This is a genomic window from Synechococcus sp. PCC 6312 (assembly GCF_000316685.1).
Lineage (GTDB): Bacteria > Cyanobacteriota > Cyanobacteriia > Thermosynechococcales > Thermosynechococcaceae > Pseudocalidococcus.
The window spans coordinates 3032507-3051135 of sequence record NC_019680.1; the positions used below are offsets into that span (position 1 = coordinate 3032507).

Annotated in this window: 15 protein-coding genes; 9 read left to right on the top strand and 6 right to left on the bottom strand. The window is 50.7% G+C overall.

Annotation, left to right across the window (positions count from 1 at the left end; translation table 11 throughout):
• The first annotated feature begins 7 nt into the window (after nt 1–7).
• The gene (locus SYN6312_RS14735) at nt 8–592 is read left to right on the top strand and encodes an NUDIX hydrolase (RefSeq protein WP_015125696.1); all 585 of its coding nucleotides are present in this window, start codon (nt 8–10) and stop codon (nt 590–592) included.
• 77 nt (nt 593–669) lie between these two features.
• Here the strand turns inward: SYN6312_RS14735 and psaC are convergent, their stop codons facing one another.
• On the bottom strand, nt 670–915 hold the full coding sequence (gene psaC, locus SYN6312_RS14740; protein WP_011056855.1) for a photosystem I iron-sulfur center protein PsaC: 246 nt from the start codon (nt 913–915) through the stop codon (nt 670–672).
• Between the two features lie 381 nt (nt 916–1296).
• Here psaC and SYN6312_RS18460 point away from each other — a divergent pair, with 381 nt between their 5' ends.
• From SYN6312_RS18460 to SYN6312_RS14755, 3 genes are all read left to right on the top strand, one after another.
• Nucleotides 1297–1845, top strand: a complete 549-nt coding sequence (locus SYN6312_RS18460; protein ID WP_015125697.1) for a hypothetical protein — start codon at nt 1297–1299, stop codon at nt 1843–1845.
• 770 nt (nt 1846–2615) lie between these two features.
• Complete coding sequence (locus SYN6312_RS18465; RefSeq protein ID WP_015125698.1) at nt 2616–3107, top strand: hypothetical protein; 492 nt, start codon at nt 2616–2618, stop codon at nt 3105–3107.
• Between the two features lie 47 nt (nt 3108–3154).
• Nucleotides 3155–4894 (top strand): penicillin-binding protein 2, encoded by a 1740-nt coding sequence (locus SYN6312_RS14755; RefSeq protein WP_015125699.1) that lies wholly within the window; start codon nt 3155–3157, stop codon nt 4892–4894.
• Nucleotides 4895–4972: 78 nt separating this feature from the next.
• Here SYN6312_RS14755 and SYN6312_RS14760 read toward each other — a convergent pair whose 3' ends face one another.
• Together SYN6312_RS14760 and SYN6312_RS14765 are read right to left on the bottom strand one after the other, a co-directional pair.
• Entirely contained in the window at nt 4973–6697 is a 1725-nt protein-coding gene (locus SYN6312_RS14760; RefSeq protein WP_015125700.1) for a DUF2339 domain-containing protein, read from the bottom strand.
• An 8-nt stretch (nt 6698–6705) separates the two neighbouring features.
• Nucleotides 6706–7083 carry a VOC family protein gene (locus tag SYN6312_RS14765; protein WP_015125701.1) on the bottom strand — a complete coding sequence of 126 codons (378 nt, stop codon included), beginning with the start codon at nt 7081–7083 and terminating at the stop codon, nt 6706–6708.
• 332 nt (nt 7084–7415) lie between these two features.
• Here SYN6312_RS14765 and SYN6312_RS20840 point away from each other — a divergent pair, with 332 nt between their 5' ends.
• A complete protein-coding gene (locus SYN6312_RS20840) occupies nt 7416–8399 on the top strand; it encodes a polysaccharide deacetylase family protein (protein ID WP_015125702.1) in 984 nt (327 codons plus the stop codon).
• On the opposite strand, the gene SYN6312_RS14775 is transcribed toward SYN6312_RS20840, so the two are convergent.
• The 3 genes from SYN6312_RS14775 to SYN6312_RS14785 all read right to left on the bottom strand — a co-directional run bounded on the left by SYN6312_RS14775 (nt 8396) and on the right by SYN6312_RS14785 (nt 14402).
• Nucleotides 8396–13183: a translocation/assembly module TamB domain-containing protein gene (locus tag SYN6312_RS14775; RefSeq protein WP_172636061.1), complete on the bottom strand. Its 4788-nt coding sequence runs from the start codon at nt 13181–13183 to the stop codon at nt 8396–8398. The two genes, SYN6312_RS20840 and SYN6312_RS14775, sit on opposite strands and share 4 nt — an antisense overlap.
• Nucleotides 13184–13589: 406 nt before the next feature.
• Nucleotides 13590–13934, bottom strand: a complete 345-nt coding sequence (locus SYN6312_RS14780) for a hypothetical protein (protein ID WP_015125704.1) — start codon at nt 13932–13934, stop codon at nt 13590–13592.
• Nucleotides 13935–13964: 30 nt separating this feature from the next.
• Entirely contained in the window at nt 13965–14402 is a 438-nt protein-coding gene (locus tag SYN6312_RS14785; RefSeq protein WP_015125705.1) for a YraN family protein, read from the bottom strand.
• A gap of 177 nt (nt 14403–14579) precedes the next feature.
• Here SYN6312_RS14785 and SYN6312_RS14790 point away from each other — a divergent pair, with 177 nt between their 5' ends.
• The 4 genes from SYN6312_RS14790 to msrA all read left to right on the top strand — a co-directional run bounded on the left by SYN6312_RS14790 (nt 14580) and on the right by msrA (nt 18605).
• On the top strand, nt 14580–15812 hold the full coding sequence (locus tag SYN6312_RS14790) for an LL-diaminopimelate aminotransferase (RefSeq protein WP_015125706.1): 1233 nt from the start codon (nt 14580–14582) through the stop codon (nt 15810–15812).
• A 314-nt stretch (nt 15813–16126) separates the two neighbouring features.
• A complete protein-coding gene (locus SYN6312_RS14795) occupies nt 16127–17104 on the top strand; it encodes a folate-binding protein YgfZ (protein ID WP_015125707.1) in 978 nt (325 codons plus the stop codon).
• Complete coding sequence (locus SYN6312_RS14800) at nt 17097–17666, top strand: pentapeptide repeat-containing protein (RefSeq protein ID WP_253276369.1); 570 nt, start codon at nt 17097–17099, stop codon at nt 17664–17666. The genes SYN6312_RS14795 and SYN6312_RS14800 overlap by 8 nt, the downstream gene beginning before the upstream one ends.
• Nucleotides 17667–17843: 177 nt before the next feature.
• The gene (gene msrA, locus SYN6312_RS14805; RefSeq protein ID WP_015125709.1) at nt 17844–18605 is read left to right on the top strand and encodes a peptide-methionine (S)-S-oxide reductase MsrA; all 762 of its coding nucleotides are present in this window, start codon (nt 17844–17846) and stop codon (nt 18603–18605) included.
• The last annotated feature ends 24 nt before the right edge of the window (nt 18606–18629 follow it).

Genomic DNA, 18629 nt, shown 5'->3' on the forward strand with positions numbered 1-18629 from the left:
GCCGTTTATGACCCGACCCACCCCCGAACCCGCTGAAATCATCCAACCCCAGTTTTTCTGCCGCTCGCGTAAGTTTTCCTTTGCCGTGAATCGCTATCGTTTACCCAATGGGGTTGTGGCAGACCTGGGTTATATTGCCCATCCAGGGGGAGCAGTGGCCGTTCCGGTGACGAATACAGGAGAGTTTGTCCTTGTCCGGCAGTATCGCTTTGCAGCCCAAGGCCGGCTTTTGGAATTTCCAGCGGGAACCCTTGAACCCAATGAACCTGCGGATGTGACCATTAAACGCGAGCTAGAGGAAGAAACCGGGTACAGAGCCTTGGCCTGGGAAACCCTGGGACAGTTTTATGTGGCCCCTGGATATTCTGATGAAATTATTTATGCATTTTTGGCCCAAAAGCTAGAAAAGCTAACCACACCGCCACCTCAGGATGAAGATGAAGACATTGAAGTGGTGTTGATGTCCCCAGAGGCCTTGGAAGATGCCATTTATGCTGGGGAAATTGCCGATGCTAAAACCATCAGTGCCTATTTCCTCACCCGTCAGCACAATTTACTCGCTAAGGATGAGGTGAACAGCTCCGAAGATTGAAGATCAACACACCAAAAAGGTAGAGAAACAACATTGGCTGACCCTCTACCCCACATTTTTATATTGGCAATAAAATACTAGTAGGCCAGGCCCATGCTGCGAGTGGTTTCTGCGCCTAAGTAAACCCGGATACTTAAGAAATCAGTCGGACAAGCGGTTTCACAACGTTTGCAGCCAACACAGTCTTCTGTCCGAGGGGAAGAGGCAATTTGGCCTGCTTTGCAACCATCCCACGGAACCATTTCCAAAACATCGGTGGGACAGGCCCGTACACATTGGGTACAGCCAATGCAGGTGTCATAAATCTTCACGGTATGAGCCATGGATGCAACTGCTCCTAAACGATCAAGATCGGTAGTTTATTATCAACGGTTGGGATTGCGCCAGGCCAGACTTGCGATCGAGGCCACCTCTGACAAAGCCCAGTAACCGAAACTTAGTGTACCCCAGCGCCATAACCTGTCTTTATTCCCAAGCGCAAACTTCAAAGAATGTTACTTAAGCGTTAAGAGATGTGACTAACCGCAGGGTTTTCTAAGCACTATCCCAGAAAAAGCTCTATAGACTTTTCCATACCCTTGATAACAAATTCTCATGGCTGACCTGATTCTGGGTGGGATCAATGGGCCTGGGAGAGGGAACCACAACCCTTATAATGACCTTATTAAAAGTCACTGATCTGCATCCCTCTGAAGAGCAACCCCATGAGTACCCCAGAAACACCCCAAGATATCCCCCAAGACGAAACCCCAGTGCGGAAAACAACTCGTACCAGTCGGGCAACGACCACCAAGCCGGAAGCCTCTGGACAACTTGTTTCTCTGACCACAACCGAATCTGGGACATTAGCCGCGGCGCCCGAATCTGCTGATTTTGCGGTGTGGCAAACAGTCAATGTGGCGGGGTTACGTCCAATTCAAAGCAGCCCCCTTCAAGTGGTAGATACGATGCAGTCTTCTGGGACACGCCCAATTTTTAGTAGTGAGCTGCAAGTGGTCGATACGATTAACTCCTCAGGCTTACGGCCGATAGGCTCCAGTAATTTACGGGTGGCTGAGTCCATCAACATTATGGGGATCCGTCCAATTGCGGTGGATGATTTCCAAATTCTGGAAGTAATGAATTGGTGGGGAATGCGCCCAATTACCACCAGTGATCTCCACATTTCAGAAACCTACACTTCTGCGGGTGTCCGGCCGATTGCCTCCAATATCATTGATGACTCTCCCCAACTCATGGGCTTTCTGGACTAGTAAACTCTGGGTCGAGTTCTAGACGTTTAGCCATCCGTAAAATCAGTTCGCCTCTGATTCCCAGAACTAAGCCTTGGGATGGATTGGACTGATGGGAGTGGGCCATTCTAGGGATGGATCGGCATGGATATTAACGGTTACCCATGGGGGGCTGGAGCTACACGGGTTAAACAGGGCTGGCTGGCTGATGTTGTGGTCGCCAATAAATAAATATGGGCATCTCCAGAAGTTCACTGGGCAAGTTTTAGCATCCTTGACTATAGCGTTACGCAGACTGTTCTGAGAGAGTACAAATCTTAAAAAGACTATCCATCAAGTATTTCCTGACTTGCCCCAATAAGAGTCCTAAATGGGTGAGGCTATAGTTTGCAGTGGGACTCTTTCGCTGTTTCCGAGGTCTTGGCGATTAAGAAAAAAGTCCCAGCCAGAAAGGTTGCATCTTTTGTGCATGAAGAGTAGCATCGCAACTAATTTACTGGTTATCTTGGCATTTAGCCTAATTATTTAGCTTTCGCCAATATGTTTAGGGGCGGGGAAGAGAGAACCTGGGTTTTTGAGGCTGGCTTTGGCAACCTTGACCCCTCTTACCTCCGATCTCTAAGCCTAGGGAGTGTGATCCATCCGTAGCCTAAACATGAGTTAACCAGAAAAACTTGGTAGCCGTTGTTGCTAAAGATGTCTGTTGCTCTGGGGTAGTCTGGATGACACTCTAGAATTTGGTTTTAACCTCTAGTCCTTGACTGGAGCTTATTGAGGAGTTTGTCGAATCTATGTCTGCTGCCCTTGCTCCCCCCCCCCAACTGCCTTCACGATCTGGCCAATCCCAGTTAGGATCCCTTTCCAGCCCAAGACCTAGCCAGCGGCAGCAACACCTGACTGAAATTCGGCTCTTTCCCAGCCCGGCCTGGCCATTGTGGTTAAAGTCCTTGTTGGTTCTGCAGTGGGGGACAGGGGGGGCTGCGGTCTTAGTTTTGGCAAGTTTGTTACCCATCTATGGCCTGGCTGCTTTTCATCAACATCAATGGGGGCAAGCCTACAAAAATCTGACTGAGCTTGAGCAACAAGAACGCCAACTCCAAATTGCCCACCAGGCCCAACGCTACCAAGTTGCGGAACGGATTGAACGTCAACCGGCCGGATTTGTGCCCCAGTCTCCCAAACAAGTTTTATTTATCCCCCGCCCAACCCAGGCCGATGTCCCAACCCCAATCCAAGCGACTCTCCCAGCCTCAGAACCTTCTCAGCGGACGGTGAGCTATTAACCCAATGCTTGGCCTCAGTCATCGTCCCAGGGCTTAGGATTGAACCTATGGCTAATTTCTTGCCCTCAACTCCTACCCCTTCCCGTTGGCGGTTAACCCTAGTGGTCATGGCCCTATTTTTGGCTGGTCTGGGGGTAATAGCCCGCTTAGTTTATTTACAGGTCTTGGAAGGGGATAACTTGCGTAATGTGGCCTGGAAACGCCAACGAACCCAATCGCCCCCAACCCATGCCCGTTTGCCAATTCAAGACCGCAACGGCAATATTGTGGCGATGGATCAGCAGACCTTTACTCTCTTTGCTCACCCATTTTTGTTCAAAGTTCCCCTACCAGAAGTTGTGGATGGCCTGGCCCCAATTCTGAACGTTCCACCGGAGGCCTTAACCAAAACCCTTCAATCCGATGACAGTGGTATTCCGGTTGCCTATGAACTTTCAGAAACCGTAGCCAGCCAAATTCGGGATCTAGGTTTAGATGGCCTGGAATTGAATCTGACTTGGGAGCGACATTATCCCCAGCAGGAGCTACTTTCTGGCGTGATTGGCTATGTGGATCGGGAACATCAGGGACAAGCGGGAATTGAATTTAGTCAAAATAAGCTCTTGCAACCGCCTCCCAGCCAACGTCTGCTTTCGATGGACGGTTCAGGCCTATGGCTCCCTGATTTAGCCCCCAGCGATCCCCAAACCCTAAACCAAGAGCAGCATTTAGGTTTAACCATAGACTCACGGTTGCAACGGGTGGCCCGTAATGCCCTGCGCCAACAAATGCGGAAGTTTAATGCCCAGCGGGGAACCGTGATTGTCATGTCCGTCCAGGATGGGAGCTTGTTAGCGTTAGCCACGGAACCGGCCTTTAATCCCACCCAGTATTACCAGGCCAATCCAGCGTTTTTCCGCAACTGGGCGGTAGCAGACCTCTATGAGCCGGGTTCGACCTTCAAGCCGATTAATGTTGCGATCGCTTTACAGCTTAAGGCGATTACCCCCACAACTGTACTCCCCGATGAAGGGCGAATTCAGGTGGGCGGGTGGCCAATTCAAAACAATGACTTTACGACCAATGGTGGCCGGGGGGCTTTAGCGATTAGCCAAATCCTCAGCTACTCCAGTAATGTCGCCATGGTACACATGATGAACCGAATTCGGGCCCGTGATTACTATGATTATTTGCAACGTCTGGGCCTGGAAGCCAAGATGGGGAGTGATTTACCCTTTGAAACCCCAGGCCAGCTTAAGCCTCGGGAACAGTTTGTCAGCTACCCCATTGAACCCGCCACCACTGCCTTTGGCCAAGGATTTTCCCTCACCCCTCTTAAACTGGCCCAACTTACCGCAGCCATTGCCAACGGCGGAAACTTAGTCACGCCCCATGTGATTTCTGGGATTTACCGCCAGGATCGCCAACTGCTGCAAAAGCCGAATATCCCCCCCCCTCGACAAGTGTTTGCGCCCAGTACGGCCCAAGCAGTTTTGGCCATGCTGGGGGAAGTGGTGAACAGTGGCACGGGGAAAGGGGTGAAGATTCCAGGCTACCGGATTGGCGGAAAGACGGGCACGGCCCAAAAAGCAATCAATGGGACTTATACGAACCAGCGGATCACCAGCTTCATCGGCGTTTTTCCCTTAAATGCCCCCCGCTATGTTGTACTTACGGTTGTGGATGATCCCAAAGGGGATGATGCTTACGGGTCAACGGTGGCAGTTCCGGTGGTTAAGGCCGTTTTGGAGGGGTTGATCACGATTGAAGGCATCCCCCCCAGCCATCCTACGGAAATTAAATATTAATTAAAAATATTAAGGTGTGGTGGGCTAGGAACTTACGCCATAGTGGACGCTCAATCAGCCCGATGCCAAATCATGGCCCTATGAGTCTTCTGACTGATCCCCTGAGGGGGGTAATGGTCGCCAAAGACTGCGAAAATAATAGCTCAAGAGTAAAAACATAACACCAAAGCCCATAAACAGCAGCACCCGCCAAATGGCTTCAACGCCAATTAAATCAAAGAAAAATAGCTTCAGGATTGTTAAGCCAAGGGTAAGAAGGCCAATAATTCGGGCCAGATGACTATCTCGGCGCAGTCCCAAAACAAGTAAGCCAATCCCACAAAGTCCCCAACAGACCGTCACCAGGCCTGGAGCAATGCCGGATACCTCTCGCTGAATCAAGATCAACAGTCCACTATAGGCAACTACCCCATAGGGCCAACGTCCTGATTTGGGTAACTGCCAGGCCACCCCAATACCAGCAGCGAGGATAGTCTCATCAACAAGGGCGCGGGTATTGAGAAAGGGCGGGGCCTGGGCTGGCAAGATCAACAGTCGCCCTAACAAAGCTGCTCCCAAAATCCCCCAGAAAATATGCCCGAGAATGGTGAGTGGCTGCGATTGATATTTTCGTCCTAACCACAGCAACAGGATCGCCTCACCCGTAAGGGGAATGAAGACAATTTCCCGCACAACAAGGTGCACCAAAATCGCCGTTACGGCCAGCAAAGCCGCTGTTAGCCAGAGAGTCCCCCGCCAGCCAGCCCCTTGAAGACCCCCCAGGCCATAAATGATTGCTAATCCCAAAGCGACCCAGCCTGTTAAGCCCTCCGACCAATTCCAGAGACCAGCCGTTAAGCCCAGGCCAATAAACGGATTGATTACCCCAATAATTTCTAGGCAGGGGCCCGGTTTTGTCAAATTTGCCAAGGTGAAGGGGACTAAGCCATAGCCCAAGCTCAAGCCCAAAATGCCGACCTGGACGACTACCTTTTCTAAATTGGTATCCCCATCATCTCCCATCCGAGCCGCCCCAAAAATGGCGATCAGAAACACCAAGCTACCGAGGAAAAAGGTCGTACCGTAGAGAGATAGCCAGGCCTGGCGGCGATAGACCGCTAGACTCCCCGCCAATATCAGCAACGTATAAACACTTAAGCCAATGACGCTGCCACTGTCCTGGAAGAGCAGAAAGGGTGTTGCCAGGCCCCCAGTGGCTCCGAGTACGGAAAAAACCGCTTGTTGTTCCCCCAGAGAGAGCCAAAACGCCGCAACTGTCACCGCCAACATGATCCCAAAGGCAACGGGATAGGAAAACACCTTGAGAACCTGAAATGCCGCAAAACTGGTGATGTAAAATGTGGCTAATCCTCCGCCCGCCAAAATTTGACTAAAGGCGCGTCGCTGCGGCCGGAGTCGCCAACCCAGGCCCAAAAGTCCTGCCCCAATCAGGAAGCCAACCGCGACCAGTAAATAAGCCGTCAGCCAGCCTTGATCCAGCGCGTACTTGAAGAGAAAAATAATCCCCAGTAATAAGAGGCCAATCCCAAACCGATTCAACCAAAATTCCCAGTTTTGCAGCCAGTCTCCTCCAGCTTTAGATGCGGGTTGAGGTAAGGGCTTCCTTGGGGGACGGGGGCGGGTTCCTGTTGGGGGGAGAATGGGTGGCAGTGTCTCAGGCACAGGTGCTGCCGGTTTGGACGAGTTAGCCGCAGTTTTACGAAGATTTAAGAGACTTTGGAGTTCCTGAATTTGGCTCTGGTGACGAGCAACTTGGGCCTCTAACTCAGCGATGCGTCCATATAGCTCGGTTTGATCTGCCATCCTTCCGCCTATCCCATCTGACTAAGTTCAATAATGTTTTGATCTGCATCTTGGACAAAAATGGCCGCTCGCCCGGAATTACTGGCCTGGAACCGATAGCCAGCAGCTTGGAGCCTCTCTTTGATTGCCTCTAAATCCTGGACTCCTAAGGCTAAATGAGGATTCCGCCCCCAACGGTGATCTGAGGGGGGGGGGTCTCGACTTTCGCTGACAATTACATGAATCTGATTTGGGCCAACTTGATACCAGAGGCCGGGGAAACTCAGGTTGCGGGGAGCTAGGGGCAGTTGTAAGATTCCCCCATAAAATTCACTTGCCTTTGTTAAATCCGTAACATGAATGGCAACGTGTAAAAAGTGGATGTAATCAGCCTGGCGGGTCTCCATTCCGTAATCCTAAAGAAATCATTAATCGTGAAAAATAATTAAGTGCATTGAGGGGGCAAGAACGGGGAAAAATGGGCCCGGGTCATCGGGCTGAGATCAGCATAACAAGAAGAAAACCGGGATATATCAACTAAGCCATAATGATACAAACTCGGATACAAACCTGATAGCTAATTGAATGGACTTGCAACCGGCCGGGGAGATCTACGAGACCACTGTTTTCGGTTAGGGTAGTTGACGACTTGGGATCAGTTAGCAGGTTGGGTTTTCAAAACGATTGGGTTAACATCACCAAAATATCATTCCATCTTGTTTACCAGGATTGTGTCCTTATGCCCCGACATTTGCGGTTTTGGCTCATTGGCGTTCTCGGTTTCTGCCTAGTGTTGGGGAGTAGCCTGGGCTGGCCAATATTCCCTTCAATCCAATCACCCCAACCTCTGCCAGGCCTGGTACAAGCCGGTCAAACCCCTGCCGCTACTCTCTCATTCTTAGGGCCAAGTCAATTTCGGGGGAAAACTGTGGCTCAGGTTAAGGTACCAGCAGGACAAAAAGTAATTGCCTTAACCTTTGATGATGGCCCCTGGGGTAAAAGTACTACAGATGTTTTAGAGATTTTAGCTAAGCATGATGTTAAGGCTACATTTTTCTGGATTGGGGCCCACCTCCAACGCTATCCTGAGGTCGCTAAGCAAGTGGTGAAGACTGGTCACGCAGTTGGGAATCACACTTGGAATCACACCTACAAGCCTGTCACTGAAGAGGTTGCAATTAAGGAGATTGAAAATACCTCTTTTTTAATTGCTAAAACTACAAAAGCCCAAACCCGCCTGTTTCGCCCCCCCGGTGGCATCTTAAATAATGGCCTGGTTGCCTATGCAGCCAAAAAAAACTACACCACTTTGATGTGGTCTGTGGATCCCCATGATTCTGCGGCTAAAATTACTTCCGAAGACATTATTAAGCGCGTCCTGTCCCAGGCCAAGCCCGGCGGGATCATTTTGCTCCATGATGGGGGTGGAGATCGCCAGGCCACCATTAAAGCCTTGCCAACAATTATCAGCAAACTCAAGGCTAAGGGCTACAGCTTTGTCACTATTCCTGAACTCTTGGGCCTCGGAGGAGGAGCACCCAAGCCGACCCCAACCCCTGTGGCCAGTCCAGTTCCGAGTCCCACCCCAAGTTTAGCGACCCCCAATCCTGAACCTGCGCCCACTATTCCCCCAGAACCCGCCATCACCCCTATGCCCCAGTCCCCACCAACGACCCCAGCCCTCCAGCCCACACCCCTACTTAGTCCTTCACCTCAGCCCTAGAAGCGAGTCCGAAACTCAATCAGGCCAACCGAGTTCCCATCCAGGCCAATTTGGGTGCTCAAGCGAATCCGATCCGTGAGCTGATAGCCGATATTGAGCCGAGTCGGATCCTGGGGAACTGTCAGGAGTTGCACCGCCGAGATCGTGACATTATCCGTGACTTGATAGCCCACTTCGGCCCCTAAGGCTAACACTGCTGAGTTGTTGCGACTGTCCCGATTATTAGACGGAGGCACCAGGGCTGGAAATAGGCGGAAGGTGGTTCGATTACTTAAAAAGTCATCAATATTGGCCTGGATATTATTCAAAACCGCCGCACTAGCAATATTGACCAAGGCGAGTTGATTTGCGGCCTGGTTATTGGGATTAAAACCACCCCCCAAGAGGGAGAGAATTTCCGTATCCGAGCGGCCAGGGGTACTGGAGAGTTGGACAACACCCCGGAAGTTAGTGGCCAGTTGACTAGCTCGCCCGGAAATCTGAGCCCGAATCCGCACTGGAGTTAAGCTACCGAGAGTCGTGACATTGCCGCCGCCCAGTTGGCCGAAGTTAATGATGCCAGGATTGGAAACTTCTTGAACAGTGGTTTGTAGGTTCAAATCTAAGGAGGGGTCTAACCCATCCCCTGGATTAAATGTCACAAGATTGGGTTGGCCTGGGGTCAGGCGGAATAGGCTTGTAAATAAGTTCAAACGTCCCTGGACAAGTTGAATTTGGCCCTGGGGTTGCAGGTTGTTGACCGGGCCGCTTAAGCTCAGTTCACCCTGCCCGATGAAGTTGAGAACTGGGGATCGCAAGATCTGGAAATTCTCCCCAAGTTGGAGTTGGAGATCATTAAAAACAACTGGGTCAAAACCCGGCGGTAAATTAGCTTGTAAGTTGGTGGCTCCATTACCGCTGGCCAGGGCATCCGTTAAATAGAATTGCCCCTGACTTAGCTGGAGAAAGCCACCAATATCAGGGCTACGAAGAGTATCTGTGACAATTAAATCGCCACTCACTTCACCAGCAAAAATATCAGCGGCCCGGACTTGAATTTTGCGGAGTTCTAAGGTTAGGGGATTGGCTCGATCGGTGTCTGTACCGGCGAAGGGTCTCACGAGGGGGAGAGAACCAGAGAGTTGAATTTGGCCAGCGTTGAACAGGCCTTGTAAGCCCACAACCCGGAGACGGTCATCATTGAAACGAATTTCCCCAGTCACGTTGGTTAAGGGCCCTTTGAGGGCAGGGCTTGTGAAGGTGGCATCCTCTAGATTAATTTGCCCCCGGACAATGGGTTGGGCAAGGGTGCCTCGGACAAGCACATTAACTTCACCGCCACCCCCACCCCAGTTAACCTGATCCGTAAGGGCGTTGATGAATCCCAGGCCCGCATCCTTGACCTTGACGGTGACATTAATTTCCTCATCTCCTCCTGAATGAGCCGTGACAAATGGCAGCCGATAGGGAATACTGCCGCTGATAATCATTGGCTCGGGGCTATCAATCTGGGCTTGTCCGTTGAAGTTGGCTCGTCCTTGGCTGTAGTTGAAGGTCATGGCCGCGGCGGTAATCGGGGTCTCATTCAGTTGGGCCTGGTCGAGGGTGAGTTGGCCGCGCACTTGGGGCTGCCGAGGAGAACCCGCGAGGGTCGCGGTGGCATTGAGATTGCCCGTGAGATCTAGGTTTGGGAAGGCGACGAGGCTGCGGAGGGTCGTGATGGGAAAGTTTTGAATCCGCAAACTGGCGGAGTTGCTGTTGGCTCCCAGTTGTCCACGGGCGGTGATGATACCCCCCTGGGATTGGAGTTCTAGGTTCTGGAGCAGAATATCTTGATTCAGTAACCGCCCACTGGTAGTAAAGCGACTGATCGGATATTGCCCCCATTGCCAATCTTCCCCTTCCACAGCAAATCCTAAATCTATCCCCTTGCGGGCCGAGGCGGTCAGGTTTAGTTGGGCATTAAATTGGCCCTTGAGTTCACTGAGTTGAGGAAGAGGGGGGGGCGGAGTTGCCGCAGCTTGGGCTTGGAGGGTTTGGATTTCCGTGAGGCGGCGGATTTGGACTAAGAGGGGGGCCTCGATATCGCCTACAGGGGCAGGTTGAACAGCGGCAGCAGTGGCAAAGGTGGGAGGAGTGAGATGGCCCAGGCCCAGGATGTTGTTGAGATCCACTAGGTCGGCGAGTTCTCCATTGGTGACACTCAATTGCCCCCTGAGTTCTGGTTGCTGCCAAAGTTGGCTGATTTGGGCCTGGAGCGTGTAGAGACTATTGCCTTTGCGCAGTTGCCCCTGTTGAAGCCGGGCCGTGCCATTGCTGTAATTCAGATTTGCGGTGAGTTGATCCCCCCGCCAGTTGGCCAGGCCAGGCCGGGCGACATTCACTTGTCCGACTAGGCTGTAATTCTGCAAATTAAGGGCAAATTTTCCACCCACCTGGCCAGATATTAAACTTGGGCGGGGTGCTGGGAGGAGATTAATGTTCAGGAGTTCGAGGGGAAATTCGGCTAGGTTGACATTAAGAGTATTGCCTTGCCGTTGTCCCGTAGCCTTGGCCTGGCCCCGTTGAATCAGGAAGCTATTGGGCCAAAAATTAGGAGCCAGGTTGAGGTCAATTCGATCCGATCCGCCCGCAAGGTTAAAGCGCAGGCCAGATTGGGTCTGATAGGCCAGGTGTCCAGAGAGTTGGGGAGCCAGTTTAATTTGATTAACAGCTAGGTTATGGGTACCCAGGTTGGCCTGGAGTTGGAGGTTCTCTAAGGTTCCGGTGAGTCGTCCTTGAATGTTGGCCTGGCCCCCTAAGGAAAAGGCGAGAGGGAGTCCCTGAAGTTGCTGCTGTACCAGGCCCAAGTTGGCTAGTTCTCTCAGACCCAGGTTTCGGCCGGCAATTTGGAGGTCTAGGCCCGTGAGGTTGAGTTGGGGTTGAATTTGAGCGTTGATAATTCCTTGGGCATTGATTCCAGCGGCGGTGGCCTGGTTGACTCGAATCCGTTGACCATCCCAGGCCAAGTTTGCCGTAGCTCGGTCTCCCAATGGACTATCTAAAACTTCCAGGGCGGCGATGACTAGGGTCTTTTGCGGGTTGAGCGCATCCAATTGCCCGGCCAACTCCACCTCACCCCGGACAGTGCCAGAGAAATCTGGGAAAAAGGGCCGGATGGGAATGCCCTGGCTATTGAGGGCTAACTGCCAGCGATTATCTCGAATCTGGCCGCGACCTGTGACAACCCCGCCTATCAGTTGAGTGGTCAAAATTGGCATGACCGCACCTTGGGGGGGAATAAAGGCGGTGCCATAGGTGGGATAGGTGGCTTCGGGGGCTTGGAAATCGAGCTTGGCCTGGAGGGAGTTGAAATCGGCCAAGGTTCCAGTTGCCGCTAATCGTGCCGACACTCGCCCCAGTTCAATTTGAGATTGCCCACCATAGGCCTGGAAAAGGTCATCAGCAGGAACTTGATTGAGGCGAAGATTAGCTTGCAGTTGGCCATTGGCTCGGAGCGTGGCATCCCCCCGTAATTCACCGCCAGCTTGGGGGATAATCCGCAGATTACGGACTTGAAATTGCCGCAAATTAGCCTGAAAGGGGGCCTGGATTTGGCGGATTCCCACCTGATCAACCTGAATTGTTCCTTGGTTGCGAAGTTCACCGCGAATTTGGGGATTATTCAGAGAACCCCTAATCTGAATTTGAGGAATGGCCACCTGGCCACGCACTGCCACGGGTAAGTTGAACTGCCAATCTTGGGCCGTTTGCCCTAAATCTAAGGGGGCCACCTTGGCCTGGAGATTCCAACCGGCCTGGGGGTTGACTGTTCCCTGGGCTTGCCAATTGATCCGACCAACCGTACCACTGAGGCTTTTAACCGTTAGGGTTTGCCCTTGGAACTGCAGATCTCCATCCAGGTTTTTGAGATCTTGGGGGAGATTTTTTCCCTTAACTGCCAGGCCCTTCACCCGTACCCAGCCATTTACCTTGGGCCAAGCATTTTCCAACAGAGGAAGACTAGTAGCGAGATTGGCACTGAACTGTCCCTGTTGAATGCGAAACCTGGGGGGCAGAAAGGGATTAAAACCCGCCAGGGCAATATCTGTGGCCTGGAGATTCGCATCCCCCTGCTGACTGGCTTGATCCCAGTTGCCCCGGAGTCGCCATTGACCTTGGTTGGCTAAATTCCCCTTGAGGGACAGATTAATGTTCGGTTCTGCCTCCAGTTGAGTAGCATGGATGGCTCCAGCGATTTGAGTGATGCGAATGGGAGCTTGCTGATAGGGAATGGCAATGGCCTGGGCATCTGTCACTCGTACCGTAATGGTTTGGGTGCGAAAGAGCTTGGGGGTTTCAATGGGGGCAATTTTAGTATCAATCCAACTGCCATCAGCTTCTTGGAACACTTGGAGGAGAGGGCGTTCCAGGGTCAAGTCAAGGTTCAGGTCGCGGCTGATCAAGACTTCCCAGAGATTAAAACCAACTTCAATCCCTGTCACCGTAGCATTATCTCGATCCCCGCCCTTTGTAGCTGTACCTGGTTGGGCCGGAATTGCTGAGGGGCCAAAGCGAATACTGGTTAAACTCACCCGCTCCACAGCCCCGAGTTCGACCGGCCGCTGCAAAATGGATGTCATCCGATGCGCGATTTGGGGTGAGAGTTCGGTATTGATGTAAATCCAGGCCCGCCAACCTAATCCCCCCAGTGTGACTACCGTTAACCCTAGGCCCACGAAAATGGGCCGCCGCCAGGCCACAAGTCTGGATCGCCGCCTGAGGTTCGGGGAATTGTTTTCACCCGGTTGAGAAGAATTAGACATCCGCAAGGGACTCCGCCACACCATCCCCACATCACACCCCCCTACCCTAGTAAAAAGCGGGAAATTCGTCAAAAAGGCAGCCAGCCACATTGGCCTTTACGGTTTCAGTGGGGCAACTATTTTGAAATGATGGATGTTCTGGTCGTTAGGCATTTTATAAAGGACATCAGTGATCAAAAAATGGTCGGCAAATAAGCAGCTTGAAAGGTTAATGAGTCTTGGATGGTTTGTCTATATGCACTCGCTCCTTGTCCCTGACTCTAGATTTTTGCTGGATGAAGTGTGACGCAGTTGGTGTATGTCTAGTCCACCTCCATCTAAATTGACATGGCGGTGATTTCGCAGATGCTGGGTTAGCCGTAATTCTAGCGGGATCTGTTTTGCCGGGGTCAACGTTTTGAAAGTTTTAAGGTGGGGATTGGGTTTCTAATAGTTGGCGAATGGCCTGGAGTTCTGTCAAGATTGCCGTCAAGAGTGCCTGAGTCTGATCTGGAGGCACAGCCTTAAATTCCACATTGACTGTTTTGTACTTGAGAACTTCTTTAGCAAAACGAGCGACTTCATTGGGATGGAACAATAAGGGTTGGCGACGACTGCGGCGGATTTCTGGGTTAAGCCGTTGGGGATCAAACGGGCAATTTAACAACTGACTATCGGTATTAATGTAGCGATAAATAGAGGCCCGAGAGCGATTCAGTATCCCTTGAACTTGATCTAAATCTAATAATTCGGCATGGGTTTGACCATTCATATCCGAGTCAAAAGAAAGGGTGCATCCATTCTAAGGGGTGAAGGCATCCGTTAAGTAATCTAAGAGAAAAAAGCGATAGGGCCCTCGTTGTCCGAGGAATTCCAGGCCGGGTGTGGGTAATGGCAGATAAAAATTTTGAGCGTTTGTTATGGATTGATATTGAACTAATGCCACATCAAAACGACAGGGTAATGCAGCGTAGTCAGGATACTGTTCTAAAAATAGTTGGGCTGTATGAATAATTTTACGTTGCTTAGCGGGCGTAATGGCCATGAGTCCACCCTGATCAAGGCTTTGGCTCTGGCGTGTTTTGACTTCAATAAATGCGACTACTCCCGCTGGTGTTTGAGCAATGAGATCCAATTCCCCCCAGGAACAATGCCAATTTTGAGCCAGGATTTGCCAGGCCTGGGCTATTAGCCACTGGGATAAGACCTGTTCACCAATCTGGCCAATTTTCTGACTCATTCATATCACAATAATTCGGGCAAGTTTTCTCAGCATTCAGGACTCATTTTCTTCATTTTAACGAACCTGGAAACCAAGAATTAGAAGGTGTCCAATCGCAAAGATTAGCGTTCACCCGGCCTGAATGACAGGTTAGACTGAGCAAATACATCAATTTTTCCAGGGTGACAAGGCTCAATGGTTGCCATTAACGAAAACTACCTCAAACTGAAAGCGGGTTACTTATTCCCGGAAATTGCCCGCCGGGTGAATGCCTTTAGCCAGCTAAACCCCGATGCCCCAATCATCCGCTTAGGCATTGGTGATGTCACCGAACCCCTCCCCGAAGCCTGTCGCACCGCCATTATTAAAGCCACTGAAGAAATGGGGCAACGGGAGAGTTTTCGCGGCTATGGCCCAGAACAGGGTTATGCGTGGCTAAGAGAAAAAATTGCTACCCATGATTTCCAGGCCCGCGGTTGTGATATTGAGGCTAGTGAGATTTTTATTTCCGATGGCTCCAAATGCGATAACGGGAATATTCTCGATATTTTTGGGAATACCAACAGGATTGCGGTCACGGATCCGGTCTATCCCGTCTATGTGGATACCAATGTCATGGCCGGGCATACGGGAGCCGCCAATGAAAAAGGGGAATATGAAGGTCTGGTCTATTTACCGATTACAGCCGAGAACGACTTTACGGCTACGATTCCGAGTCAAAAAGTGGATTTAATCTATCTCTGTTTTCCCAATAACCCCACCGGAGCCGTTGCCAGCAAAGCTCATCTCCAGGCCTGGGTAAACTATGCCAACAAACATGGATCGATCATCTTTTTTGATGCCGCTTATGAATCCTTTATTACGGATCCGACCATTCCCCATTCGATCTATGAAATTCCGGGGGCCCGCACCTGTGCCATTGAGTTTCGCTCGTTTTCTAAAAATGCAGGCTTTACCGGCACCCGTTGCGCTCTCAGCGTTGTCCCCAAAACTTTAGAAGTGACGACATCCACTGGGGAAACGGTTCAACTCTGGAGTCTCTGGTCACGGCGGCAATCGACAAAATTTAATGGGGTGTCCTACATCATTCAGCGGGGGGCTGAGGCGGTTTACTCCCCAGAAGGACAATCCCAAACGCGGGGCCTGGTGAATTTCTACATGGAAAATGCCTGTCTGATTCGAGAAAAACTTGGCCTGGCAGGATTTGCGGTCTATGGCGGTGAAAACGCCCCCTACGTCTGGCTGAAAACCCCAAATGATCTATCGAGTTGGGAGTTTTTTGATCAATTGTTAACGACCTGCCATGTGGTGGGAACACCGGGTTCTGGTTTTGGGGCTGCGGGTGAAGGCTATTTCCGAATTTCGGCCTTTAATAGTCGGGAAAATGTTGAAACTGCCCTAGCACGGATTGTGAAGGCCTTTGGTTAGTCAGATAATATCAGTTAACCTTGTGGCAATCGAATTACTGAGCAACGATGCAAATTACCATTGGGTTTTGTTGGGGGACATAGGGAACTACGTTAATCCCATAACGTCACTCATGATCCTCTGATTTATCCCATTGACTTGAATTGTTTCGCCAGCTTCTCATTAAGTTCCGCTTGGAGCACGATTAGAGCACTAAATGTTTGATTGTCCTGAAATTGAGAAATACGGCCTATATTCCGTTCTTAATTAACACGTCCATCGCCTACAATGATGTAATTGACTGAGATCAGCAATCCTACTGTAATTAATGATTGATGAAGACCGATTCTCTAGCATCAGCTTGCTATGACTGTTCTCATTGGGGGCGAATTTTGCTGCGTGGTGCAGATCGGTTGCGTTTTCTCCATAATCAAAGTTCCAATCACCTGAATCTGCTCAAACCCGGCCAGGGATGTGATACCGTCATTTTGACCTCAACAGCTCGAACCTTAGATTTGGTCACGGCCTGGGTACGGTCTGATGATATTTTGCTCTTAGTCTCACCCCAACGGCGGGAACCTTTGCAAAAATGGCTAGACAAGTATATTTTCTTTGGAGATCAGGTTGAACTTCAAGACATCACCCCGACAACCTCCTGCTGGCGATTCCTGGGCACGGACTGTGAGCAGATTTTTAGGAACCTAGGCCTGGATTTATCTGACCTACAACAACTAGGGGATCATCGTCAATATCATATTGCTGACTGTCCAGTTGAGATTAGTTTTGGCTCTGGTTTAGCTCTTCCAGGCCTGACCCTAACAGTACCCATTGAATATCGTCTCCCTGTCATGGCCCAAATCAAGCTGGCCCAACCTGAATTAATGGAACTCTCCGAAACAGATTGGGAACATCTGCGAATTTTACAGGGACGGCCAGCGGTGGATGCAGAATTGACGGAGGACTACAATCCCTTGGAGGCTCGTTTAGACTACACCATTTCCTTGGATAAGGGTTGCTACATTGGCCAGGAAACCATTGCCCGCCTGAATACCTATCAAGGGGTAAAGCAACAGTTGTGGGGCCTGGCCTTGACGGATGATGTTGAACCGGGCACTCCATTGCGGCTGGAAGGAACCAAAGTGGGAGTTTTAACCAGTTGTACCTCCTTGGATCATCCTCTTGATCATCAGTCAAAAGCCTTTGGCCTGGGCTACATCAAAACCAAAGCTGGGGGAGTCGGGTTACAGGTTGAGGCCGGAACTACCATGGGGCAAGTGGTGGATGTCCCGTTTTTAGGGGCAGCGCGTGCTTAGAACCACCCTTTTGGGACTCGGATTCTGGCTGATGGGGGGACTCACTCCGGCCTGGGGTGAAAATCCGGCCCATGTTCGCCAACTCTTGGAAACTCGTCAATGTCCCCGTTGTGATCTCAGTGGGGCTGACCTGCGCCATAGCAATCTGGATCGGGCTGATCTTTCCCAGGCCAATCTAAATGGGGCTAATTTGATGGGGGTTAATTTATTTCGGGCTAACCTGAGCCAGGCTAATCTCGAAAATGCCTATTTGGCAGGGGTTAACTTTTTTGCTGCCAATCTCGAAAACGCTAATCTTCAGCGAGCGAACCTCTATTTAGCCACCCTCGTTAATGCCAACTTAACCGCAGCCCGACTGCAAAATGCCCGCATGGTTTTAGTCAACGGTGTCAATGCCAACTTTACTAGGGCCAAATTAAACCAAGCTAACCTCTCTGGCGCAAACTTAATTGATGTCAACTTTACCCAGGCCGATTTAAGTGGAGCCGACATCTCGCGAGCAAATTTAGATGGGGCACAATTACAGGGAGCTAAGTTTCCACGACCGCCAGACGCTAAATAAATCTTCTTGTTCTCATTGAGGGTCATCCCTAGGGAAATTAATAACTTAGCTACATTCTTGTTTGTCATGTTTATATTATTCTGCCCCGGCCTGGAGGACGCTGTTTTCCATGGGGATAGCCCTGATCCATGGAACGAATCGTTATGATGTTCCTAGTGCTACACCTGGCAAAATCTGATGCTCACTCTTAAGCTTCGCTCCCTCCCCACCCCCATCTATCGCGCATTGATTGCAACCTTGAGCGTTACGGCTGTGGTCTTAGTCGGATTTGTCATTGTCCGCCTTTCCCCTCCTAAACTAGCTGACATCCGCTCCACAGTCCCCGATCCCGTCATTGATGCCTCTATGCTTTCCCCCGCAGCGATGCCCAGTCAGCAGACAGCTGTGTTTGCCGGTGGTTGTTTTTGGGGGATGGAAGCTTTATTTGAGCACGTTAAAGGGGTTTCCAATGTTGTTTCGGGTTACGCCGGTGGGAGCGCAGAAACCGCCACTTATAAACAGGTCAGTCATGGGGGAACAGGACACGCTGAATCAATCCAAATCACCTACGATCCATCCCAGGTGTCCTACGGGGAATTACTGAAGATATTTTTCACGGTTGCCCACGATCCAACTCAATTAAATCAGCAGGGTTTTGATGTTGGCACACAGTACCGCTCGGCAGTTTTCTTTACCAATGCGGAACAGCAAAAAATCGCCCAGGCCTACATTGATCAACTTAATCAAGCCAAGGTGTTCTATCAACCTGTTGTCACAGATGTCCAGCCCTTGAATGATTTCTATCCAGCCGAAGATTATCATCAAGACTTTGTCGCCCATCACCCCACCAACTTCTATGTTGTTGCGGTGGAAATCCCGAAAATTGATCGCTTCCAAAAACGTTTTCCCAGCCTATATACTCCACAGGTCAGCCAACATGGCTCCTCTAGTGGGGTTTAGGGCTAAACTTTTAACCTCTCTTTA

What these genes read in the sequence shown, in the direction of transcription:
- SYN6312_RS14735 (WP_015125696.1), top strand. Translation starts at nt 8, where the DNA reads ATGACCCGACCCACCCCCGAACCCGCTGAAATCATCCAACCCCAGTTT.
- psaC (WP_011056855.1), bottom strand. Translation starts at nt 915, where the DNA reads ATGGCTCATACCGTGAAGATTTATGACACCTGCATTGGCTGTACCCAA.
- SYN6312_RS18460 (WP_015125697.1), top strand. Translation starts at nt 1,297, where the DNA reads ATGAGTACCCCAGAAACACCCCAAGATATCCCCCAAGACGAAACCCCA.
- SYN6312_RS18465 (WP_015125698.1), top strand. Translation starts at nt 2,616, where the DNA reads ATGTCTGCTGCCCTTGCTCCCCCCCCCCAACTGCCTTCACGATCTGGC.
- SYN6312_RS14755 (WP_015125699.1), top strand. Translation starts at nt 3,155, where the DNA reads ATGGCTAATTTCTTGCCCTCAACTCCTACCCCTTCCCGTTGGCGGTTA.
- SYN6312_RS14760 (WP_015125700.1), bottom strand. Translation starts at nt 6,697, where the DNA reads ATGGCAGATCAAACCGAGCTATATGGACGCATCGCTGAGTTAGAGGCC.
- SYN6312_RS14765 (WP_015125701.1), bottom strand. Translation starts at nt 7,083, where the DNA reads ATGGAGACCCGCCAGGCTGATTACATCCACTTTTTACACGTTGCCATT.
- SYN6312_RS20840 (WP_015125702.1), top strand. Translation starts at nt 7,416, where the DNA reads ATGCCCCGACATTTGCGGTTTTGGCTCATTGGCGTTCTCGGTTTCTGC.
- SYN6312_RS14775 (WP_172636061.1), bottom strand. Translation starts at nt 13,183, where the DNA reads ATGTCTAATTCTTCTCAACCGGGTGAAAACAATTCCCCGAACCTCAGG.
- SYN6312_RS14780 (WP_015125704.1), bottom strand. Translation starts at nt 13,934, where the DNA reads ATGAATGGTCAAACCCATGCCGAATTATTAGATTTAGATCAAGTTCAA.
- SYN6312_RS14785 (WP_015125705.1), bottom strand. Translation starts at nt 14,402, where the DNA reads ATGAGTCAGAAAATTGGCCAGATTGGTGAACAGGTCTTATCCCAGTGG.
- SYN6312_RS14790 (WP_015125706.1), top strand. Translation starts at nt 14,580, where the DNA reads ATGGTTGCCATTAACGAAAACTACCTCAAACTGAAAGCGGGTTACTTA.
- SYN6312_RS14795 (WP_015125707.1), top strand. Translation starts at nt 16,127, where the DNA reads ATGAAGACCGATTCTCTAGCATCAGCTTGCTATGACTGTTCTCATTGG.
- msrA (WP_015125709.1), top strand. Translation starts at nt 17,844, where the DNA reads ATGCTCACTCTTAAGCTTCGCTCCCTCCCCACCCCCATCTATCGCGCA.